Origin of the sequence: Pseudomonas sp. rhizo25, assembly GCF_031931935.1 — a bacterium.
Lineage (GTDB): Bacteria > Pseudomonadota > Gammaproteobacteria > Pseudomonadales > Pseudomonadaceae > Aquipseudomonas > Aquipseudomonas synxantha.
In genome coordinates this window covers 25,521-47,193 of sequence record NZ_JAUJXA010000006.1, presented here as the reverse complement: position 1 = coordinate 47,193, position 21,673 = coordinate 25,521, and the positions used below count along the sequence as shown (strand labels likewise).

The 21,673-nt window shown below is 60.4% G+C and carries 25 protein-coding genes; 13 read left to right on the top strand and 12 right to left on the bottom strand.

The genetic code is table 11. The annotated features are described in order from the left end of the window. Positions 1–57 precede the first annotated feature (57 nt). A complete protein-coding gene (locus tag QZR30_RS15210; RefSeq protein ID WP_046071847.1) occupies positions 58–1,404 on the bottom strand; it encodes an NCS2 family permease in 1,347 nt (448 codons plus the stop codon). Positions 1,405–1,711: 307 nt separating this feature from the next. Here QZR30_RS15210 and QZR30_RS15205 point away from each other — a divergent pair, with 307 nt between their 5' ends. Further along, positions 1,712–2,314 carry a glutathione S-transferase family protein gene (locus QZR30_RS15205; protein WP_046071848.1) on the top strand — a complete coding sequence of 201 codons (603 nt, stop codon included), beginning with the start codon at positions 1,712–1,714 and terminating at the stop codon, positions 2,312–2,314. A 676-nt stretch (positions 2,315–2,990) separates the two neighbouring features. On the opposite strand, the gene QZR30_RS15200 is transcribed toward QZR30_RS15205, so the two are convergent. Continuing rightward, positions 2,991–3,887, bottom strand: a complete 897-nt coding sequence (locus QZR30_RS15200) for a LysR family transcriptional regulator (RefSeq protein WP_056847951.1) — start codon at positions 3,885–3,887, stop codon at positions 2,991–2,993. Positions 3,888–3,998: 111 nt separating this feature from the next. On the opposite strand from QZR30_RS15200, the gene QZR30_RS15195 reads away from it, so the two are divergent. Genes QZR30_RS15195 through QZR30_RS15185 form a run of 3 tightly spaced genes read left to right on the top strand, consistent with a single transcriptional unit; the run spans position 3,999 to position 6,935 of the window. Further along, the gene (locus QZR30_RS15195) at positions 3,999–5,291 is read left to right on the top strand and encodes a CitMHS family transporter (RefSeq protein ID WP_046071850.1); all 1,293 of its coding nucleotides are present in this window, start codon (positions 3,999–4,001) and stop codon (positions 5,289–5,291) included. 1 nt (position 5,292) lies between these two features. Further along, the gene (locus QZR30_RS15190) at positions 5,293–6,618 is read left to right on the top strand and encodes an acyclic terpene utilization AtuA family protein (RefSeq protein ID WP_311903614.1); all 1,326 of its coding nucleotides are present in this window, start codon (positions 5,293–5,295) and stop codon (positions 6,616–6,618) included. Further along, entirely contained in the window at positions 6,615–6,935 is a 321-nt protein-coding gene (locus QZR30_RS15185; RefSeq protein WP_046071852.1) for an AtuA-related protein, read from the top strand. Before QZR30_RS15190 ends, QZR30_RS15185 begins: the two co-directional genes overlap by 4 nt. A 120-nt stretch (positions 6,936–7,055) precedes the next feature. Here the strand turns inward: QZR30_RS15185 and QZR30_RS15180 are convergent, their stop codons facing one another. The 5 genes from QZR30_RS15180 to QZR30_RS15160 all read right to left on the bottom strand — a co-directional run bounded on the left by QZR30_RS15180 (position 7,056) and on the right by QZR30_RS15160 (position 9,832). After that, the gene (locus QZR30_RS15180; protein ID WP_046071853.1) at positions 7,056–7,427 is read right to left on the bottom strand and encodes a glutathione S-transferase N-terminal domain-containing protein; all 372 of its coding nucleotides are present in this window, start codon (positions 7,425–7,427) and stop codon (positions 7,056–7,058) included. A 101-nt stretch (positions 7,428–7,528) separates the two neighbouring features. Beyond that, positions 7,529–8,074 carry a GTP cyclohydrolase I FolE gene (folE, locus tag QZR30_RS15175; protein WP_043051833.1) on the bottom strand — a complete coding sequence of 182 codons (546 nt, stop codon included), beginning with the start codon at positions 8,072–8,074 and terminating at the stop codon, positions 7,529–7,531. Positions 8,075–8,152: 78 nt separating this feature from the next. Then, positions 8,153–8,710, bottom strand: coding sequence for a Smr/MutS family protein (locus QZR30_RS15170; RefSeq protein ID WP_046071854.1), 558 nt, complete (start codon positions 8,708–8,710; stop codon positions 8,153–8,155). A gap of 75 nt (positions 8,711–8,785) precedes the next feature. Further along, positions 8,786–9,106: a hypothetical protein gene (locus QZR30_RS15165; RefSeq protein WP_046071855.1), complete on the bottom strand. Its 321-nt coding sequence runs from the start codon at positions 9,104–9,106 to the stop codon at positions 8,786–8,788. 135 nt (positions 9,107–9,241) lie between these two features. Continuing rightward, entirely contained in the window at positions 9,242–9,832 is a 591-nt protein-coding gene (locus QZR30_RS15160; RefSeq protein ID WP_043051836.1) for a cysteine hydrolase family protein, read from the bottom strand. Positions 9,833–10,073: 241 nt separating this feature from the next. Between QZR30_RS15160 and prmB the strand changes: the two genes are divergently transcribed. Further along, positions 10,074–10,982, top strand: coding sequence for a 50S ribosomal protein L3 N(5)-glutamine methyltransferase (gene prmB / locus QZR30_RS15155; RefSeq protein WP_046071857.1), 909 nt, complete (start codon positions 10,074–10,076; stop codon positions 10,980–10,982). Between the two features lie 94 nt (positions 10,983–11,076). Here prmB and QZR30_RS15150 read toward each other — a convergent pair whose 3' ends face one another. After that, positions 11,077–11,880 carry a hypothetical protein gene (locus QZR30_RS15150; RefSeq protein WP_274355263.1) on the bottom strand — a complete coding sequence of 268 codons (804 nt, stop codon included), beginning with the start codon at positions 11,878–11,880 and terminating at the stop codon, positions 11,077–11,079. A gap of 99 nt (positions 11,881–11,979) precedes the next feature. Then, positions 11,980–12,942, bottom strand: a complete 963-nt coding sequence (locus QZR30_RS15145) for an alpha/beta hydrolase (RefSeq protein WP_046071859.1) — start codon at positions 12,940–12,942, stop codon at positions 11,980–11,982. Positions 12,943–13,085: 143 nt separating this feature from the next. On the opposite strand from QZR30_RS15145, the gene aroC reads away from it, so the two are divergent. From aroC to QZR30_RS15125, 4 genes are all read left to right on the top strand, one after another. Beyond that, positions 13,086–14,177 (top strand): chorismate synthase, encoded by a 1,092-nt coding sequence (gene aroC / locus QZR30_RS15140; RefSeq protein ID WP_311903607.1) that lies wholly within the window; start codon positions 13,086–13,088, stop codon positions 14,175–14,177. Between the two features lie 58 nt (positions 14,178–14,235). Beyond that, positions 14,236–15,399 (top strand): MFS transporter, encoded by a 1,164-nt coding sequence (locus QZR30_RS15135; RefSeq protein WP_311903606.1) that lies wholly within the window; start codon positions 14,236–14,238, stop codon positions 15,397–15,399. After that, entirely contained in the window at positions 15,396–15,926 is a 531-nt protein-coding gene (locus tag QZR30_RS15130; RefSeq protein WP_046071862.1) for an acireductone dioxygenase, read from the top strand. Before QZR30_RS15135 ends, QZR30_RS15130 begins: the two co-directional genes overlap by 4 nt. A 211-nt stretch (positions 15,927–16,137) precedes the next feature. Next, positions 16,138–16,407: a response regulator transcription factor gene (locus tag QZR30_RS15125; protein ID WP_046071863.1), complete on the top strand. Its 270-nt coding sequence runs from the start codon at positions 16,138–16,140 to the stop codon at positions 16,405–16,407. A 58-nt stretch (positions 16,408–16,465) separates the two neighbouring features. On the opposite strand, the gene QZR30_RS15120 is transcribed toward QZR30_RS15125, so the two are convergent. Beyond that, positions 16,466–16,744, bottom strand: a complete 279-nt coding sequence (locus QZR30_RS15120; RefSeq protein WP_003172952.1) for a DUF3509 domain-containing protein — start codon at positions 16,742–16,744, stop codon at positions 16,466–16,468. 100 nt (positions 16,745–16,844) lie between these two features. After that, positions 16,845–17,153, bottom strand: a complete 309-nt coding sequence (locus QZR30_RS15115; protein ID WP_148666909.1) for a hypothetical protein — start codon at positions 17,151–17,153, stop codon at positions 16,845–16,847. Between QZR30_RS15115 and QZR30_RS15110 the strand changes: the two genes are divergently transcribed. From QZR30_RS15110 to QZR30_RS15095, 4 genes are all read left to right on the top strand, one after another. Beyond that, entirely contained in the window at positions 17,152–18,978 is a 1,827-nt protein-coding gene (locus QZR30_RS15110) for a long-chain-acyl-CoA synthetase (protein WP_311903601.1), read from the top strand. The two genes, QZR30_RS15115 and QZR30_RS15110, sit on opposite strands and share 2 nt — an antisense overlap. Positions 18,979–19,084: 106 nt before the next feature. Then, positions 19,085–19,600 (top strand): ankyrin repeat domain-containing protein, encoded by a 516-nt coding sequence (locus QZR30_RS15105; protein WP_311903599.1) that lies wholly within the window; start codon positions 19,085–19,087, stop codon positions 19,598–19,600. A gap of 40 nt (positions 19,601–19,640) precedes the next feature. Continuing rightward, positions 19,641–20,171 carry a hypothetical protein gene (locus QZR30_RS15100; protein WP_046071866.1) on the top strand — a complete coding sequence of 177 codons (531 nt, stop codon included), beginning with the start codon at positions 19,641–19,643 and terminating at the stop codon, positions 20,169–20,171. Between the two features lie 68 nt (positions 20,172–20,239). Beyond that, complete coding sequence (locus QZR30_RS15095; protein ID WP_003172956.1) at positions 20,240–20,431, top strand: PLDc N-terminal domain-containing protein; 192 nt, start codon at positions 20,240–20,242, stop codon at positions 20,429–20,431. A gap of 77 nt (positions 20,432–20,508) precedes the next feature. Here QZR30_RS15095 and QZR30_RS15090 read toward each other — a convergent pair whose 3' ends face one another. Then, positions 20,509–21,642 (bottom strand): spermidine synthase, encoded by a 1,134-nt coding sequence (locus QZR30_RS15090; protein WP_311903596.1) that lies wholly within the window; start codon positions 21,640–21,642, stop codon positions 20,509–20,511. Between the last annotated feature and the right edge of the window lie 31 nt (positions 21,643–21,673).

Sequence of the window (21,673 nt, the reverse complement as noted above, 5' to 3'; positions counted from 1 at the left end):
TCCATTGGTGCAAAAGCCTCACCCGGAGGTGAGGCGATTCTTTCAGCTATTCCCGACCTACAGGAAGATGAACTTGGCGATAAAGATCGCGCACAGCACCCACAGGCTGACGGAAATCTCGCGGTACTTGCCGGTGCCGGCCTTGAGCGCCACATAAGTGATAAAGCCCAGGGCGATCCCATCGGCGACCGAAAACGTCAGCGGCATCATGATCGCGGTGACGATCGCCGGGATGCTGTCGGTGGCTTCATCCCAATTGATATGGGCCATGCTCGCCATCATCAGCATCGCGACGTAGATCAGCGCGCCGGCGGTGGCATATGCCGGAATCATGCCAGCCAGCGGCGCGAAGAACATCGCCGCCACAAACAGCACGCCCACGGTCACCGCGGTCAAGCCGGTACGACCTCCTGCGGCAACACCCGCCGCACTTTCCACATAGCTGGTCACCGGCGGCACGCCGACCATGGCGCCAAACACGCTGGACGCACTGTCGGCCTTCAACGCCCGCGACAGGTTATCGATCTTGCCATCGGCATTCACCAGCCCGGCGCGTTGCGCGACGCCCATCAGTGTACCGGCGGTATCAAACATGTGTACAAAAAGAAATGCAAATACCACGCTGATCATACTGACATTGAATACACCTTTGATGTCCATCGCCATCCAGGTGGGTGCCAGGCTCGGTGGCGTGGAAAGAATGCCGTTGTAGTGCACCAAGCCCAGGCCCCAACCGGCCAGGGTCACGGCGATGATGCTGATCAGGATCGCGCCGAATACCCGGTGGTAACTGAGAATGGCGATCAGCAGGAAACACACCGCCGCCAGCAGCGGTGCAGGTTCGTGCAGGGAGCCGAGCTTGATCAAGGTCGCAGGGCTGTCGACGATGATGCCTGCGGTCTTCAGACCGATCACCCCGAGGAACAAACCGACGCCTGCGCCCATGGCATGGCGCAGGCTCACCGGAATGCTATTAAGCAGCCATTCGCGCACCCGCGACAGTGTCAGGCCCATGAACAGCACGCCGGAAATGAACACCGCACCCAGCGCGGTTTCCCAGGTGTAGCCCATGGTGCCGACCACGGTGTAGGTGAAAAACGCGTTCAGGCCCATGCCCGGCGCCAGGCCTACCGGCCAGTTGGCGTACAAGCCCATCAGCAGGCAACCCAGGGCGGCGGCGATACAGGTGGCGACGAACGCCGCGCCATGGTCGATACCTGCATCGGCCATGATATTGGGGTTGACGAAGATGATGTAGGCCATGGTGATGAACGTGGTCAGGCCGGCAATCAGCTCGGTCTTCACTGTGGTGCCATGCAAACGCAGTTTGAACAGGCGTTCCAGCCAGCCACCTTGCGGCGCGGCGAGGTCAAGCGTAGGGGCTTCGGTTTTGCGGCTATCCACAGCGAGTACTCCTCAAGGGTTTTATTGTTATGTCCAGCGCCGGGCACCTTAAGTGGGCAACGGCGCTTTGAGGTACTGGCGGGTTTGTTGACCAGTAGGTCAGGAACTCGCACGAAGCGAATTATGCTTTTGTATACAAATAAAGCAAATAATGTTTTCGATTGTTTGGGCAAAAGGGGATGAAAGGCGGATTTCCAGGCGTGTGGGCTATTTATTCTGGCCGTTACCTTGAAACAATCCCTCGACACCCGCACCTTATCGGCGCAAGCATTCGGTCAGAGCGCACAAGCAGCATAAGGGGAGCCCCATGTACAAGGTTTATGGCGATTACAAGTCGGGCAACTGCTACAAAATCAAACTGATGCTCAATCTGCTGGGCATCCCGTATCAATGGATCGATGTCGACATCCTCAACGGCGACACCGAGACCGCTGAATTCCTGGCCAAGAACCCCAACGGCAAAATCCCGGTATTGGAGCTGGAAGATGGCACCTGCCTGTGGGAGTCCAATGCGATTCTTAACTTTCTCGCCGATGGCAGTGAGTTCTTGCCCACGGAACCACGCCTGCGTACCCAAGTATTGCAGTGGCAGTTTTTCGAGCAGTACAGCCATGAGCCGTATATCGCGGTGGCGCGGTTTATCCAGTTCTACCTGAACATGCCGGAAGATCGCCTTGAGGAATACAAGACCACCCACAAGGGCGGTTACAAAGCCTTGAGGGTCATGGAGCGCCAGCTGCAAGCCACGCCGTACTTGGTGGGTGAGCAGTATTCGATTGCCGATATTGCGCTGTATGCCTACACCCATGTGGCCCATGAAGGGGGCTTCGACCTGGCGCCTTACCCGGCGGTACAGGCGTGGTTGCAGCGCGTGGCCAGGCATCCGAAACATGTGACGATGGTGGATTAAACACGGGCGCAAAGGTAGGAGGGCTTGCTCCTACTAGCGGCCTTACAGCGTACAGCTATCTGACTGATGCACCGCGATCCAAGTGTGGGAGGGGGCTTGCTCCCGATAGCGGTGGGTCAGTTAATAATTTATGACTGTTATTCCCCCATCGGGACATGGGTATCTACACAACTTCTGGTACGCCGCCGGCCCATGTGGGAGGGGGCCCCCGATGGCGGCCTCACAGCCGACCAGGATGTTCGGTTGGATCGAGTACATATCCATTATTTAAGTGACGGCCGCTATTGGTTCCGCCCTTACGGCGGGTCACTTTTGAAAAGCGCAAAAGTAACCAAAACGCTCTTGCCCCACCACTCGGCACCTCGCTTAGGCTCGGTGTGCCCGTAATTCGACAGGGATTTGGGGGGCCGCCGCCACGCGCCATCCATGGCGCGGGGCGGCTAAACCGGCATCCCTGCCGGTTTGCCCCCCAAATCCCTGTCGAATTGCGGCCAGCGTGGTTTAACGGGGCGCCTAAGATCAAAAGCAGATCAAGATCAAGATCAAGAGCGGCTCGCTTCGCATCGTGGTTACTGACGGTCGCATGTCAGAGTTGTGTAGATACCCATGCCCATCGGGAGCAAGCCCCCTCCCACAGTTAGATAGCGATAAGCTGCCAGGCAGCAAGCCCCCACATTCAGCGCAGCGGCGTATCAGATAATTCTTCATTGAGCAGTTCAAAGCAGCGTTGTGCTGCCGGACTCAACGTCATCCCACTGCGACTGATCAAGCCAATCTCTCGATTTACCCCGGGATGCTCGATGTCGATCCGCTTCAATCCTTCCAGGCTGTCTGCCGCTGACTCCGGCAGCACGCTGATGCCCAATCCCTGGCGCACCAACGCCAATACCGTCGACATGTAGTTGGCCTCCATGCCCGCGTTCAGCGTCAGCCGGGTCTCGTCAAACAGGCCGTCCACCTGTTCGCGCACACTGCTGTCGCGTCCGGTAAGGATGATCGGTTGGTCTGCCAGTTGTTCCAGGGTCAGTGATCGAAAGCGAGTCAGCGCATGATTCTGCGGCACAAAAGCACACAAACGATCATTCAGCACCGGCACGAATTCCAGGCCGTGACTCAAGCGCGCACGTACCCCGACGCCGAAATCCACCTCGCCGTTGCGGACCTGGGCATGAATGCGATGGGCCACCAGATCATGCAGGCGCACCTCAATACCGGCGAAGCGTTCGCGGAACAGGCGCAAGGCCGGGGGCAGGGCGCCGGCGCATACCGAAGGCAGGGCGGCGATGGTCACCACGCCCCGGCGCAGGGCGGCCAGGTCGCGGGAGCCGGTGACGATGTTGTCCAGGTCCAGCAGCAGTTTTTCCATCGGCCCGCGGGCCTCCTGGCCGGCAGCGGTAATACTCACGTGGCGTGGGCTGCGGTCGAGCAGGGCGACGCCGAGCCAGTCTTCCAGTTGTTGCACCTGCACGGTCAGGGCCGACGGCGATAGATGCAGCTCGTTGGCGGCCTTGGTGAAACTGCCGGTGCGGGCAACGGCAAGGAAAGCCTGGATGTGCTGGATCGAGTTTTTCATTCTGTTTTTCCGAACGTGCTAGGCCGAATATTCCAATTTACAAAGACTAACCCGCTTCCAATACTCCAGGGAAAACAATAACCGGCCAACCAGGCCGCCCTGGAGTAACCCATGCTCGCAACCCTGGGTGTCATCACCATCCTCTGCCTGCTCGCTGCCGTCATGAGCAAACGCCTCTCACCGCTTGTGGCCCTGATCGCCTTGCCGATCATCGCCGCGCTGCTCGGTGGTTTCGGCCTGCAGACCAGTGCCTTCATCATTACCGGGATCAAGAACGTCGCCCCCGTGGTCGGCATGTTTGTGTTCGCAATCCTGTTTTTCGGGATCATGACCGACGCCGGCATGCTTGACCCCATCATTGATCGGATCCTGCGCACGGTAGGGACGCGTCCTACGCGCATTGTCGTTGGTACTGCCACCCTGGCTCTGCTGGTGCACCTGGACGGTTCCGGCGCAGTCACCTTTCTGGTGACCGTGCCGGCGATGCTGCCGTTGTATACGCGGCTGGGCATCGACAAGCGCATCCTCGCCTGCGTCTGCGCAATGGCGGCGGGGGTCAACTTTCTGCCCTGGACCGGGCCGGTACTACGCTCGTCGGCAGCCCTGCACGTGCCTGTCGCTGACTTGTTCCAGCCGTTGATCCCGGTGCAGATCGTCGGGCTGATCTTTGTCTTCGCCTGTGCCTGGTGGCTGGGCCATCGTGAAGAAAAACGACTCGGCCTGGGCGCTGGTTCGACGGTGGATGCGGTGCCGCAACGGGTGCTCAGTGATGAAGATATCAAGCTGCGCCGCCCTCGATTGTTCTGGCTCAACCTGATTTTGACCGTGCTGGTGATGGTGGTGATGATCGCCGGTTGGGTCGATCCGGTGGTGATGTTCATGCTCGGCACCGTGATCGCGCTGTGTATCAATTACCCCAACGTCGACGCCCAGCGTGCACGCATCGACGCCCATGCGAAAACCGCGCTGACGATGGCCAGTATCCTGCTCGCCGCCGGGGTGTTCACCGGCATCATGCAAGGCACCGGCATGCTCAAGGCCATCGCCGAAGTGGCGGTGGCGCAGATTCCGGCGGGTCACGGCAAGTTGATCCCGGCAGTGGTGGGCTTTTTATCCATGCCCCTGAGCATGTTGTTCGATCCCGATTCCTATTATTTCGGTGTGATGCCGGTGATCGCCGAAGTTGGCAAGGCCTTGGGCGTTGACCCACTGCAAGTGGCCCAGGCCTCGTTGCTGGGCGTGCACACCACGGGTTTCCCGGTCAGCCCGCTGACCCCCGCGACCTTCCTGTTGGTGGGCCTGTGCAAGATCGAACTGGCCGATCACCAGCGCTTCACCATTCCTTTCCTGTTTGCCGCCTCGGTGTTGATGACCCTGACGGCATTGCTCCTGGGAGTGATTTGAGATGAATACATTGCGTATCGGTTCCGGCGCTGGCTATTCCGGCGACCGCATAGAACCGGCTGTGGAACTGGCCGAACAGGGCGACCTGGATTACCTGGTGTTCGAATGCCTGGCCGAACGCACCATTGCCCTGGCGCAGCAGGTGCGTATCAGCGACCCGCAGGGCGGTTACGACCCGTTGCTGGGTGAGCGCATGCGCCGGGTCTTGCCCTTTGTCGGACGGCTTGCAGGGCGTCGCCGCCTGCGTGTGATCACCAATATGGGCGCGGCCAACCCGCTGGCGGCTGCCATTGAAGTACGGCGTATTGCCAGCGAACTCGGCCTTGGCCTCAAGGTGGTGGCCGTGGTGGGCGATGATGTACTGCATGCCTTGCCTGGCGAGCAGTTGCTGGATAACGGCCAGACCGTCGGTTCCCTCGGCGAGCGGCTGATTTCCGCGAATGCCTACCTGGGTGTGGACGGTATTCTTGAGGCGCTGCGTGTCGACGCTGATGTGGTGATCACCGGGCGTGTGGCCGACCCTTCGTTGTTCCTGGCGCCACAGATGTTTGAGTTCGGTTGGGCCTTTGATGACTGGCAACGCCTGGGCCGCGGCACCTTGGTCGGGCATTTGCTCGAATGCGCAGGCCAGGTCAGTGGCGGTTATTTTGCCGACCCGGGTTTCAAGGATGTGGATGACCTGGCGCGCCTGGGTTTTCCGCTGGCTGAAGTCGATGCGGATGGCCACGCCTTGATCACCAAAGTCGCAGGCTCCGGGGGGCGGGTCAGCCGGGCCACATGCGCCGAGCAATTGATCTACGAAGTGCATGACCCTGCCGCCTATCTGACCCCGGATGTGACCGCCGATTTTTCCCAGGTGGGGTTTGTCGAGGAGAACGTCGACCGGGTGCGTGTCCAGGGCGCTGATGGCCGTGCCCGGCCTGAACAGTTGAAGGTCAGCGTCGGTTATCTGGATGGCTGGATCGGTGAGGGGCAGATGTCCTACGGCGGTCCGGGTGCTGTCGCACGGGCCAAACTGGCGCGGGACGTTGTTCTCAAACGTCTGGAGTTGATGGGCGTGAAGATGCAGGAGGTGCGCGCCGAGTTGGTCGGCATGGACGCGCTGCACGGCCAGCGCAGCAGTGTTGAGCCCTGGGAAGTACGTCTGCGCGTGGCGGCTCGTTGTGAGGACCGCAGTGAAGCCGTGCGCGTCGGCAATGAAGTGGAAACCCTCTATACCAACGGCCCTAGCGGTGGTGGAGGCGCGAGCAAGAACGTGCGCCAAGTGGTGGCGGTGGCGTCGTTGTTGTTGCCCCGTGAAGCGGTGAAACCGAGGATTGAAGAATGAAACTGCATACGCTGGCCCATTCCCGTACCGGGGATAAGGGCGACACGTCGAACATCTCGATCATTGCCTATCGCGCACAAGACTACCCGTTGCTGTGCGAACAGCTTACGGTGGAGCGCGTCACAGCGTTTTTCAAGGATTTGCTGGACCCGTTAGCGGCCCCCGTTCGGCGTTATGAATTGCCGAATGTGCAGGCGCTGAACTTCGTGTTGCCGGGGATCTTGCGTGGGGGCGTGACCCGCTCACTGGCCCTGGACGCCCACGGCAAGTGCCTGGGCTCGGCACTGCTGGATCTGGACCTGACAACACCGACCTGATTTCTGTAGGAGCGAGCTTGCTCGCGAAAAACGTCAACGACAACGCGTGCTTCCTGAGTAAACGCGGTGCCTATGAGTTTTTCGCGAGCAAGCTCGCTCCTACATTGACTGCAGCGTGCTTCAGACTGCAGCGAAGCGCTTGTCCAGGTAATCGATGATTACCTTGGAGTCGTACATCCAGGTGGTCTGGCCATTCTCTTCGATGCGCAGGCACGGCACCTTGATTTTGCCACCTTGCTCCAGCAGAGTCTGGCGGTCCTGCTCGTTGTTCTTCGCGTCTTTGAGGGCGACCGGCACGTTTAGGCGATGCAGGGTACGGCGGGTCTTGACGCAAAACGGGCAGGCGTGGAACTGATACAGCGTCAGGCTCTTGGCCGCTTCGTTCACGAGTGCCTGTTGTTCGGCGGGGCGCTGTTTTTTGCGTGGGCGGGTCAGGAAATCGCCTGCGATGATGATTTGGCCGAGGCCCACTCGAAGTGCTTTGACGAACATGGCTGTTACCTCTTGCCCATAACTGAGGGGGCGCAGCTTACCTGATTTCTGCAGGCGAAAAAAAACCGGCGATGAACGCCGGTTTTTTCAAGCGAGGCCTGTTACTTGATCAGGCTGAGAAACTCGCTGCGGGTAGCGGCGTTGTCGCGGAACTCACCGAGCATCACCGAGGTGATCATCGACGAATTCTGTTTCTCTACACCGCGCATCATCATGCACATGTGCTTGGCCTCGATCACCACGGCCACGCCCAGGGCGCCAGTGACTTCCAATACGGCATCGGCGATCTGGCGGCTGAGGTTTTCCTGGATCTGCAGGCGGCGAGCATACATGTCGACGATCCGTGCGACCTTCGACAGGCCCAGCACTTTGCCGCTTGGGATATAGGCAACGTGAGCCTTGCCGATAAACGGCAGCAGATGGTGTTCGCACAACGAGTACAGCTCGATGTCCTTGACCAGCACCATTTCGCTGTTGTCGGAGCTGAACAAGGCACCGTTGGTGACTTCTTCGAGGGTCTGTGCATAACCGCGGCAGAGATACTGCATCGCCTTGGCGGCACGCTTTGGCGTGTCGAGCAGGCCCTCGCGGGAGACATCCTCGCCGAGTTGGCCGAGAATCTCTGTGTAATTCTGTTCCAGGGACATGAAACTACCTGTGGGATTTTCGCAAAGTGCAAGGTTACGGTGGCGGACACATCGCTGCAAGCCTGACGATGGCACTTGTTACTCGTCGCGCCCCTCCAGCATGGTGCGCTTGAGCATCACATACACCGCGCCGGCACCGCCATGGCGGGGCTGGCAGGAGGCAAAGCCGAGTACTTGGGCATGCTGGCGCAGCCAGGTGTTGACGTGACTCTTGATCATCGGCCGTTTGCCGTCCAGCCGCACCGCCTTGCCGTGGGTGACGCGCACGCAGCGGATTTCGAACCGGGTGGCTTCGGCGAGGAAGGCCCACAAAGTTTCCCGGGCTTTTTCCACGTTCATGCCGTGCAGGTCGAGGCTGCCTTCGAACGGGATCTGGCCGGCCTTGAGCTTGCGTATCTGGCTTTCCTGCACGCCGTCGCGAGCCCACATCAGCTCATCTTCGGGGCCGACGTCGATGACGAACTGGTCTGACAGGCCATCCACCGTGGTGGCATCGGTGCGCACGGTCGCGGCCTGGCGCAGCTTGGCGATCTGCGCCCGGTCAGTCTTGGGTTTGCCGGTGTCGGCGCGGTCGTGCTTGATCGGCTTGACGCCGCGCAGCTCGTTCTTGAACAGGGAAAAATCGTCGTCTTGCATGTCAGCCTCCGCGAAGGGCGGGCAGTTTACCTAAATCGCGGCGGCCAGGGCGCAGGAAACGCTATCCAAGCGCCATCAGTCGTGCTTTTTCATCAGGTGCGAGGCGATATTCAACGACAATGGCTGGCGCATCCGCCGACGGCTGCGGCGCCACAGCCATACACCCAGCCATATTACGAGCAGGCCAATCACTAACAGGATCGCCGAGCCGCCCGGGCTGGCATTCAGTTCGCCCAGTGCCGGTGAATGCCCAAACAGGCCGGCGCCACCAGCGCCCGCCAACAGCACGCCTACTATGGCCAGCAACGCGGCAATGCCGGCTACCAGGCGCAGACGCCAGTTGCTGGGGCCCTTGGGGCGCAAGCGACGAGCATCAAAACCATCGGATATCTTCATTCCGACCTTTCCTCCAGGGTATCGGCCCTTCGACCGGAAGATACACAGGTTGTTCCAGTGCTCGAGGTAAAAGCGCCAAATGAGAGGGCTTTGCGGATGAGCGGCGCAGTCAATACGCCGCTCATTGGGGAGTGATCAGATCAGATCTTTGGTCAAGGCGAGGGTGGCGAAGTTGTCGGCCATGATCGCCATTTCGGTCTGCTGCACGTGCTCGGCACTCAGGATGCCGCCCTTGTAAGGCAGGTCGCGGGTGGCGCAGGCGTCTTCCACGAGGGTGCAGCGAAAGCCCAGGTTCTTGGCCGCACGCACGGTGGTACTGACACTGGAGTGGCTCATGAAGCCGCAGACGATCAGGTCCAGAGAGCCAAGGTCCTGCAGGTGTTTTTCCAGGCCGGTGCCGTGGAAGGCGCTGGGCAGCAGCTTGCCGATAATGGTTTCGTCACCCTCAGGCTCCAGGCCCGGAATGAACTCGCCGCGCTCGCCCTGGGGGTCGAACAGGCCGCCGACGGTGCCCAGGTGGCGCACATGCACGATCGGGCGCCCGGCGTTGCGTGCCGCCGCCGACAGTTGCTTGATATGCTCGACAGCCGCGTCCATGCCCGAAAGGGCGAGTGGGCCGCTGAGGTATTCCTTCTGGGCGTCGATGATCACAAGGGTCGCATGATTGAGGTTGGCTGCTGCGTAACCGCGACCGCTGAGTTGAAACATCGTCTTTGGAACGGACATTCTGGGGGCTCCTGTGAGTGGGGCTTTTGCGACATTGTCCACTGGCTGAGCGCTTCTGTGAATCGCTACTATCGTAAGGTACGCCGTTGCTGGCGTGCAGCCATGTCAAGAGGTGAGCCTGTTTAACACAAAGCGGGCCAATTGGATGAAATCCGACGTACGGCGCCGGGGTTTTCGTACATCGTCCGTACAGGTGAAGGCTGTTAGAATCGCCAGTCGTTTTTTCCAGGAGTCTGCCCCCGTGATCACTTCCCGCCTGCGCACCTTGCGCGACCACATCCGTTGGGCTGTCAGCCGTTTCCATGGGGAAGACCTGTTTTTCGGCCATGGTACCGACAACGCCTGGGACGAAGCCCGGCAATTGGTGCTCGGCGCCTTGCACCTTCCGTGGGAAATTGCCGACAGCTACCTGGATTGCAACCTGGAAGAAGAGGAAATCTCCCATGTGCAGCGCTTGCTGCATCGCCGTATCCATGAGCGTGTGCCGACGGCGTACCTGTTGAAAGAGGCGTGGTTCTGCGGCCTGTCGTTTATCGTCGATGAGCGCGTGTTGATTCCGCGCTCACCGATTGGCGAACTGATTGAACACCGCTTCGAGCCATGGCTGGCCCAGCCGCCGGCACGCATCCTCGACCTGTGCACTGGCTCTGGTTGCATTGGCATTGCCTGTGCCTACGAGTTCCAGGACGCTGAAGTGGTGCTGGGTGACTTGTCTTTCGAAGCCCTGGAAGTGGCGAATCAGAATATCGAGCGCCACGGCGTCGACGAGCGCGTCTACACCGTACAGGGCGATGGCTTCGACGGCCTGCCTGGCCAGCGTTTCGACCTGATCGTGTCCAACCCGCCCTACGTGGATGCCGAAGATTTCGCCGACATGCCCGACGAATACCAGCACGAGCCGGAATTGGGCCTGGCCTGCGGTGACGACGGCCTGAACCTGGTACGCCGGATGCTCGCCGAAGCGGCCGATCACCTGACCGAGAAGGGGTTGCTGATTGTCGAAGTGGGCAACAGCCAGGTGCATGTCGAAGCGCTGTACCCGGAAGTGGACTTCGCCTGGCTGGACTTCCAGCGTGGCGGGCATGGGGTGTTCATGTTGACGGCTGAGCAGTGTCGCCAACATCAGGCCATTTTCGCTGCCAGGGTTTAACCCAGGTTTAACTGAAGAAACTGGGCCAATGTGGGAGGGGGCAAGTCGAATCGTCGCACCGCCCCTCCCACATTTTTAATTGCATTCCAGTCTGTTAACGGTGTGTGGCAATCCAGATCAACAACCCCGCCTGAAACACCGTAAACGCCACCAGGCAGGTGATGGTAAAGCGCAGCCCGCTGTCCTCCCGCTTGAACTTGGTGACCTTTTCCTCCTCCTTGCGCAACTTCACTTCCTGTTCCATCAGGTTCTGCTCGGCCTGTTGCAGCATCTGCGCGGCTTCGAGAATCTCCACGAACTGCACCTTCTCGGTGTTCCAGCTGTCGAGTACGCCGCTGACCTTGCCCGGCTGTACATTGCCTTTGAGGTGCTGCACATCGGCATAGGCCACATCAAAGCCCTGGATACGCAGGAAATGATCGCGGCGCAGGCGCGTGGCTTCGTTGAGGGCGTCCTTGTTGGCCAGGTCCACGCCATCGACGCGGTAGTGTGACCACTTCTTCTTTGCCCATGCGGCGGCCTGGGCGACCAGGAAGCGGCCGAGACCGCGGTTGGCCGGTTCGATTTCGAGGCTGTTGCCCGGGCCAAAGTGCACGCGGTGTTGATCGTGATCGACCCAGATATCCAAGTGATTCTGCTCGCGACGCACCCGTTGGCCTGGCAACTGAATAACCATGCGCAGCAAGCTGTGATGTTTGTCATGGCGCTCGGCATAGCCGAACTGCACGAAGCGCAACGGCCTGGCACCGGTGGCACGGTCGGTGGCCAGGGGCGCCAGGCGCAGCATCTTGAAATGTTCGGCGTGGACGTCCGCCCACGGCAGGGCCGGCGCCACGACGGCCTCGGGCCCAGTCGGGGTGTCGGCAGTCGATTCGGGTGTTGCTTCGGTGGTTGTCATGCGGCGCGATCCTGTCCAAGCCCGGCGAGCCGACAGTCTTTTTACTGTCGACCCAGGGCTTATCGGCCGTTTTTCCCAGGACTGGAGGCCAATAGTCGCTTAACGGGGTTGAAGTCCGTCGATAAAGCCGATGATGCGCTGGCCCAGCTCAGCGGCGAGGGGCAGTTTCGGGTCGTTGTAGGACGCCAGTTGCTGCTTGACGTTGTTGGGCACGATGCGCATCACGTGGTTCATGCCTTCGATCACCGTCAACTGCGCGTCGGGCTTGGCCTTTTTCAGTTGCCGGGCATCTGCTACACCGACCTGGATGTCGTTGGTGCCCTGGATGATCAACGCCGGCATGCTCAGCCTGGCGAAAGCGGCCGACGGGTCGGCGCGGAACAGGCTGATCAGGTAAGGCTGCACGCTCGGCCGGAAAATGCCCTCCAGCGGGCGCGGCACATCGGCATCCACTTGGCCGGCCTTGAGGTGGTCGAGGATTTGATTACTGCGCAGCAACAGGGCAGGGGGCAAGTGATCGGCCAGTTGCTGGCGAATCACCTGGTCCACCGGGCGGGCGCTGCCCGACAGGGAAATGACCCCGGCCGGCGCCAGTTGCGGGGCGGCGAGGGCGGCCACCAGGGCGCCTTCGCTATGGCCCAGCACGATCAACGGGCCCATGCGCGGGTCGGCCTTGAGCAACTTGCCCCAGGCCACTGCGTCGGACACGTAGGCGTCGAGTGTCAGGTTGCGCTCATCCGGCGTGGCCGCCAGGCTCGCGGCCACGCCGCGCTTGTCGTAGCGCACGCTGGCGATGTTATGCCGGGCGAGCACCCAGGCCAGGCGCTTGAGGCTGTCATTGCGGGCGCCGTCGGCGCTGTTGCCATTGCGGTCGGTGGGGCCGGAGCCGGCGATGATCAGCACCACCGGCACCGGTTTGTCGGACTGCGGTAACAGCAACGAGCCAAATAGCTCGCCGCTGCCGGTGTCCAGGCTGATCGGGCGTTGCAGTACGACAGGGGAGGCGGCCTGGGCCACAGTGGTCAACAGGGTGAGGGTGAACAGTAAAACTCGCAGCATCATCGCGCCATCATCAGAGAGGTGCCGGTTGGACCAACGTCTACCGGTAAGGTTTCGAGGATGAACTAGTCGGTTAGCCTGCGTATACTGGCCGTCTTAAGTTATTACGGTTGACTTGATTCAACTGATTTCACGGAGCGCCCTGCATGTCCGGCAATACCTTCGGCAAATTGTTCACCGTCACCACCGCGGGCGAAAGCCATGGCCCGGCGTTGGTTGCCATTGTCGACGGCTGCCCGCCTGGCTTGGAGCTGAGCCTGGAAGACCTGCAGCGCGACCTGGACCGCCGCAAGCCCGGCACCAGCCGCCACACCACCCAGCGCCAGGAACCGGACGAGGTCGAAATCCTCTCCGGGGTCTTCGAAGGCCGCACCACCGGCTGCGCCATTGGCCTGTTGATTCGCAACACCGACCAGAAGTCCAAAGACTACTCGGCGATCAAGGACCTGTTCCGCCCGTCCCACGCGGACTACACCTACCATCATAAATATGGCGAGCGCGACTACCGTGGCGGTGGCCGCAGCTCGGCGCGGGAAACTGCGATGCGCGTGGCTGCCGGTGCCATCGCCAAGAAATACCTGGCCACCCAAGGCATCGTCATCCGTGGCTACATGAGCCAGCTGGGCCCGATTGAGATCCCGTTCAAGAGCTGGAACAGCGTGCAAGACAATGCCTTCTTCTGCCCCGACCCGGACAAGGTGCCGGAGCTGGAAGCCTACATGGACCAGTTGCGTCGCGACCAGGACTCCGTCGGCGCCAAGATCACCGTGGTGGCCGAAGGGGTGAAACCGGGCCTGGGCGAGCCGATCTTCGACCGCCTCGACGCCGAGCTGGCCCACGCACTGATGAGCATCAATGCGGTGAAGGGCGTGGAGATCGGCGCCGGTTTTGCCTGCATCGCCCAACGCGGCACCGAACACCGTGATGAGCTGACCCCGGAAGGTTTCCTCAGCAATAACGCGGGCGGCATCCTCGGCGGTATCTCCTCCGGCCAGCCGATTGTGGCGCATCTGGCGCTCAAGGCGACCTCGAGCATTACCACGCCGGGCCGCTCGATCGATGTGCATGGCAACCCGGTGGACGTGATCACCAAGGGCCGCCACGACCCGTGTGTCGGTATCCGGGCCACGCCGATTGCCGAGGCCATGATGGCCATCGTGCTGATGGACCATCTGCTGCGCAACCGTGGGCAAAATGCCGATGTGCGCGTGAGTACGCCGGTACTGGGCCAGCTGTGACGTTCTGTGGCGAGGTGCGAGCTTGCTCGCGCCGGGCTGCGAAGCAGCCCCGCCTGAAATGACCCCACCGCTCCCGTACTGGCGCCTCTCCAGCTTCTACCTGTTCTACTTCGCCCTGCTGGGGGCGACGGCGCCGTTCCTGGCGCTCTACTTCGATCACCTTGGGTTCTCCAGTGCGCGCATCGGCGAGCTGGTGGCCATCCCCATGCTGATGCGCTGCGTGGCGCCTAACCTGTGGGGCTGGATCGGCGACTACACCGGCCGGCGCCTGGCCATCGTGCGGTTTGGCGCGGTGTGCACCCTGGCCAGTTTCTGCCTGATCTTTGTCAGCAAGACCTACGCCTGGCTGGCGATGGTCATGGCCCTGCACGCATTCTTCTGGCATGCGGTGCTGCCGCAGTTTGAAGTCATCACCCTGGCCCACCTGCACAAGCAGACCTCGCGCTACAGCCAGGTCCGCCTATGGGGTTCCATAGGTTTTATCCTCACTGTGGTGATCATGGGGCGTCTGTTCGACTGGCTGAGCCTGGATATCTACCCGGTGGTGGTCGTGGTGATCATGGCCGGCATCATTGGTGCCAGCCTGTGGGTGCCGAACGCGCAGCCCACCAGCCACGGCAAGCGCCTGGCCGGTGACGGTTTCCTCAAGCAATTGCGCAGTCCCGGGGTAATGGCGTTCTATGCCTGCGTAGCGCTGATGCAAATGAGCCATGGCCCGTACTACACCTTCCTCACCCTGCACCTGGAACACTTGGGCTACAGCCGCGGTGTGATCGGCCTGTTGTGGGCGCTGGGGGTGGTGGCGGAGGTGCTGATGTTCCTGGCCATGAGCCGCATCCTCGCGCGCTTTTCCGTGCGTCGGGTGCTGTTGGCCAGTTTCCTGCTGGCGGCGCTGCGCTGGTTGCTGCTGGGCTCGTTCGCCGAATTTTTGTGGGTGCTGCTCCTGGCGCAGCTGCTGCACGCCGCCACGTTCGGCAGCTTTCACGCGGCGGCAATTGCCTTTGTGCAACGCAGCTTCGGTGACCGCCAGCAAGGCCAGGGCCAGGCGCTATATGCGGCATTGGCCGGCACGGGCGGCGCCCTCGGTGCCCTGTATTCCGGCTATAGCTGGAACCTGCTGGGGCCGACCCTGACATTCAGTATCGCCAGCGCCGCGGCCCTGGCCGCCGCCATTATCATTGGCCTTCGATTGCAAGAGCCGAACCAAGGAGCCATGCAATGAGTTATGTAGCCGTCTACCCCATCGCCACTGCGGATACCCCGAACAAGGTGCTCACCCATGTCGATGACATCCGGTCGATCCTGGCCGAGCACGGCGTTCGCTTTGAGCGCTGGCAGCCCAGCCCGGTCGAAAAGGGCGCCAGTGAGGCTGAAATGATCGAGGCGTACCGGGCGCAGATCGATGCGCTCGGCTACGCCGCCGTGGAAGTGATTCGCGTAGAGAATGATCATCCACAGAAGGACGGGTTGCGAGCCCAGTGCCTGGCCGAACGAACCTACAGTGAAGATCACGTACGCTTCTTCGTCGCCGGCCAGGGGCTGTTCACTCTCCATATAGACGATTATGTGTACGGCGTGCGCTGTGAGAAACATGACCTGCTGATCATCCCGGCAGGTTTACCCCACTGGTTCGATATGGGCGAGAACCCGCACTGTGTAACGCTGCGCTTGTTCGACACCGCTCAAGGCCGGGAACCAAAACTCACCGGCGACGATATAGCTGTTCGTTTTCCGGAATTGGACGACTAAGCATAAAAAATTGAATATTCAACCCAGGCAAGTTGGAATTTGCTGTGGGAAGAAACTCAATTAGTTGTAGGGCGAAGCTGTTTATTCTGTCCTTTACGCTTTCACTCCATTCGTTATGTAACTCTCTGTTCCGCGTCAATGTTTAAGCCATCTGTCAATAGGAGGAATCCGAAAGGTGGCAGCGCATCAGCAGATATCAAAGGAGAGAGCAATGAATGGCCCAGAGCAGACATATCCCCCGTTGGTTATCGTACCCACGGCTGTCAGGAAGCGCCTGAGCTTGTCTGGCAAGCCCCTGACGCCGACGGAGCTGGAAATCCTGCGGTGGGCCTCAGAGGGCAAGACCGTCTGGGAGATCAGCCAGATTCGCGCCACCTCCGAAGCCACAGTGAAATTCCATCTGCGCAATATCTACGGCAAGCTAGATGTCACCAACCGTGTGCAGGCGATGAATGAAGCCTCCCGCCAGGGCTTGTGTTGAAGGCATAAAAAAGGGCCGCGAAGCCTAAAAGCGTCGCGGCCCTTTTCACGTCGATGACTTAAGCCGAATGGTAAGTCGGCAGGGCAAACCGGTTCTGGCTTTGCAGCATCGAAATCTGTGGCAGCTCACTGGCTTGTTCGGCCAGGTCGCGACGAATGGCGCTGATCACCCATGTCAGTTGATCAGCGGTGTGCAGCTGCTGGTAAGAGATCGAACGCTTGACCTGCTTACCTTCGCTGTTGCGCAGGGTCAACAGGATGCCGCCGTCTGGACGTGGTTGGGTGGTGACGTCGTAGTTGGAGAATACTGAAGCGAATTTATCTTGGATCAGGCTCATGTCTATCAGCTCCGTTGGCTCAAGTTGGCAAGCATGGAGTGATAGGTGCAGTGATTGTGCCAGTATTGCCTGTCTTAAAAAAACCTTATAAATCAGCTACTTATAATTTTTTGCAGTTTTCATTTTCGTGCATTTTGCATGAAGGTCCATCGTGCATCCTGCATTTTGCGCTACCGGGTCGGGCATTTTTCACGCTGGGCCGTTGGCCCTCCACACTATTGACCACGATTTTTCCCAGAAAATTCCATCGCCAATGGCCGCCGCCGCCTGGGATACAAAACTTTTCAAATCCTGCGTGTACAGCCAAAGAATGGCTGACGTATTTTCCTGCGAGCCATTCGGCGAATTCCCATGGGGCCGTCGATGTTTCTCGACCAGACCAAGAATAAGAAAAGGGACGTTCCGCCATGAGCCATCCGCAAAACGACCTCATCACCTGGAGCATGATGCTGCGCAAGGTGCCTGCTATCGTTCGAGCACTGCCGCGAGTGGTCCGCGGCATGCGCGCAGGCAATGTCACTGACCCCAGGCAACCCTGCGGCTTGGGCTGGCATTTCGAGCAAGCCACGCTGCGCAACCCAGATGGCAACGCCTTGCTTTATGCGGACAGCGCGATCAGCTATCGCGACGCCAATCAGCATGCCAATCGCATCGCCCACTACCTGCAGGCCCAAGGCATCCGCAAGGGTGACGTGGTGGCGCTGTTTATCGAGAACCGCCCCGAGTTGCTGTTGAGCGTGTTGGCCGTGGCCAAGCTGGGGGGCATCTGCGCCATGCTCAACACCTCGCAAACCCAGGCGCCGCTGGTGCACAGCCTGACGTTGGTCAAGCCCGCAGCCATCGTGGTAGGCGCGGAATTGTCGAGCCCCTACGCGGCGGTGCGCGATCAGGTCGGGATTCCGGCCGAGCGGACCTGGTTTATCGCAGATCAACCCGGCAGCGCGACGCCCGCAGGCTACATCGACCTGATGGCTGCCAGCGCCGACGGCCCGGTAGACAACCCGACGAGCTCCGCGCAGGTTTTCTTCAACGACCCCTGCTTCTATATCTACACGTCCGGCACTACCGGCTTGCCTAAGGCCGGCATCATGAAGCACGGGCGCTGGACCAAGACCGCCGTGAGCTTCGGCAGCATCGCACTGGACATGGGCCCGCAGGACGTTCTCTATTGCACCTTGCCGCTGTACCACGCCACCGGCCTGTGTGTGTGCTGGGGCTCGGCGATTATTGGTGCGTCCGGCTTCGCCATCCGGCGCAAATTCAGTGCCAGCCAGTTCTGGGACGATGCGCGCAGGTTCAACGCGACCACCCTTGGCTACGTCGGTGAGTTGTGCCGCTACTTGCTCGACCAGCCGCCCAGCGAACAGGACCGCGATAACCGCGTGACCAAGATGGTCGGCAATGGCCTGCGCCCCGGTGTGTGGGCAACGTTCAAGCAGCGTTATGGGGTCGAGCATATCTGCGAACTGTATGCCGCCAGCGACGGTAATATCGGCTTCACCAATGTGCTGAATTTCGACAACACCATCGGCTTTTGCCTGCAGCATTGGGCGCTGGTGGATTACGCCCACGACACGAATGAGCCGCTGCGCGGCAGTGACGGGTTCATGCACAGGGTCGCCACCGGTGGCCAGGGCCTGTTGCTGGCGCGAATCGATGAGAAATCGCCTTTCGATGGCTATACCGACCCCGAAAAGAACCGCAAGGTAGTGCTGACCGACGTGTTCGAAAAGGGCGACCGCTATTTCAACACCGGCGACCTGGTGCGTAGCATTGGCTTTGGCCACGCGCAATTTGTTGATCGCCTGGGCGATACCTATCGCTGGAAGGGCGAAAACGTCTCGACCACCGAAGTGGAAAACGTCCTGCTGCAACACCCGCAGATCGCCGAGGTAGTGGCCTACGGTGTCGAGATCGAAAACACCAATGGTCGTGCGGGCATGGTCGCCATCACCCCCAGAGAATCCCTGGCCGCTCTGGATATGCGTGAATTGCTGCAATTCGCCCACGGCCAGTTACCTCATTATGCGGTGCCACTATTTCTGCGGATCAAGGTGAAGATGGAAACCACCGGCACCTTCAAGTACCAGAAAGTGAAGCTCAAGGAGGAGGCATTCGACCCGGGCAAGGCCGGCAATGATCCGGTCTACGCCTGGTTGCCAGGTACGGACAGCTATGTGCCGGTCACCGGGCAACTGCTGGTCCAGATCCAGGGCGGACACTTTCGTTATTGATTCTGGCTATGACGGCTTTTGACAAAAAAGCCATGACACTGGGGAACTCCCTCGCGACACTGAGCGCCTTATTCAGTTACATAAGCCGCCTAAGCAAGGAGCCCCCATGTCAGACCAGCCCAAACAAATGACCGAAGACGAAGCTGCCGAATTTGCCGAGCAGGTCTTCGACGTGGCCCGCCTTGGCGACGCCGCCATGCTCGCGGCGTTGTTGGCCAAGGGCTTGCCGGCCAACTTTCGTAATCACAATGGCGACACCTTATTGATGCTCGCGGCCTACCACGGTCATCCCGAGGCGGTAAAAGTACTGCTGGAATTCAAGGCCGACCCCTTGATCGCCAACGACAAGAACCAGTTGCCGATTGCTGGCGCGGCGTTCAAAGGCAACCTGCCGGTGGTGCAGGCGCTGATCGACGGCGGCACGCCGGTTGAGGCGGCGTCGTCGGACGGGCGTACGGCCTTGATGATGGCGGCGATGTTCAACCGCGTTGAAATGGTTGATTACCTGCTCAGCAAGGGCGCAAACCCCAAGGCCACCGATGCACAGGGTGCCACTGCGCTGGCGGCGGCAAAGACCATGGGCGCGGTGGATACGGCGGCGCAGTTGCAGAAACTGGTGTAGGCTACGCGCCCTCCAAAACCCGCCCGCCATAGGATCGCCCATGAAAACCGCCCTCGTCGAACTCATCAGCAAAATCAGCGCCGGCGTCATGGGCGACGACGAGGTAGCGCGCATCGCCGATGAAGCGGCCCAGGCCTACGCGGACCCGGCGGCGTTCCTGACGGCCAACCCGGATATCAACTACGACGACAGCTTCCCGATCCCGCTGGGTGAATGGGTGGTGGTCGGTAGCTTGCCGGACACGGTGTTGTTCCAGGCCGATACCTACGTCGACCTGTTTGCCCAGATCGTCGCGTCGTTCGGCCCGGGCGTGGCGTTCAACCTCAAGCCCAAGCAATTGGCCAAGACCGAAGACCTGACTGCGCTGAACCGTATCCAGATCCAGATGAGTGCCCTGAGCCCGGAAGATGGCGGTTATGTGCTGATGAACTTCAGCCAGTTGCTGGACGACGAGATCCAGGCGGTACTGGTATTTGGCAACGACCTGCCACGGGTGCTGGAGCTGTGTGCCGAAGTCGGCATCAAGGCTGAGCCATCCCTGGAAGCCTTGAAGATTGCCGTACACGTCTGAAAATAAAACGGAACCCCTGCCAGGCCTGGCTATCCTACAAGGGCATGCCCTCACTTAGGAGCGACACCATGGGTTCCACTTTTAATGGCCTGATTGGCCTGATCATCCTCGCGCTGGATATCTGGGCGATCATCAACGTGTTCAAAAGCGGCGCGAGCACGGGCGCCAAGGTGCTGTGGATTTTGTTGATCCTGTTGTTGCCGGTACTGGGCCTGATCATCTGGGCGATTGCCGGGCCACGCGGTAACGTGCGGATCTGAAGCCGCCGTAGAGGCGGTGCAGCGCGGCTGGGTCTACGGTGCGTCTGATGCACCGCAGGCGCAGCCGCGTAGCTGGGTCACGCTGCTTGTGACAATCGATCCAGCGCTCTGCGGAAGCCCTCCACCTTGTTCGCATCCCCGCGGGTCCTGTGGGTAATAACGCCATAGGCGTAAGGAAGCAGCCCCTCCAGCCAGTCTCGAGGGCGTGCTTCGACGCTATTGTCCAGGGTCGCGACGACCCAGTCCGGCAACCATGACATATCACGATCAGAGAAGTTGACCTCACCTGCGATCAGCAAGGCCAGGGTGGTGCGCAGTGATGATGGGTCTTTCAGCAGGCGCTCCTGCAGTGCCAGGCAAGCTTGCGGGTGATCCAGCAGCTTAAGCAGATCGCCGGGTTTGCCCAGCACCAACGGCGGCGCAAGCAGTGCGGACAAGGCCGGTAACGCACCCACCCAACGTTTATGCACCTCCTGATCAATCCCTGCGAAGTCCAGTGCTGGTGGTACATCCGGCGTGTCTTGGATAACCGTGGGCGTCAGGTAGCGCAGGCGAAGGCCCATGAGGTCCATGAACAGCCGGTCACTGACACACAACGACCCCACGGCTGCAGTGGTGGAGGGCGGTGGGCCGATGATGAACGTCGCATTGCGTCGGTGGGGCAGGTGGTGAATGTCGCCCCAGCTGTCATTCAGACGCTTAGCCAGCCAGGCCTGCGGGGTAAAACCTATGAACGGCTCTAGGTTCATGGGCACGCCAAAACCGTTGAATACCACATGACCGCGAGGGTTCAGGCGGCTTTTGAGCCGTTGGTGAAACCCCTGATCAAACACGATCGGGGCGTAACCCTCCTCGGTGTAGAGATCGACGATGATCACATCGAACCGCTCGGAGGTCGCGCCCAGGAAGTGCGCGGCATCGTCGACCACACTGTCAAAGCGCAGATGCGCTGCCAGTCGGTTGCGGTTTTCCAGGCTTCGCACGGTGGCGGTCTCGTCCAGGTCGACGGCCAACAGGCGGGTCACCCGGGTACTGGCTGCAATGGGCGCCAGCGCCACGCCATCCGAAAGCCCCAGCATCAACACCGAGATGTCCGATTTCGACGGGTCGCCCAGGAAGCCGATGCACCCCATGTCGTCATAATATTGGCCGCAGAAGATCTGTTCATGGCGAGCGGGTTCAGGCCGGTCCTTGAGGTCTGACGTGGTCAAAGGCAACTCCATTTGCAAGTGGTGGGTGATG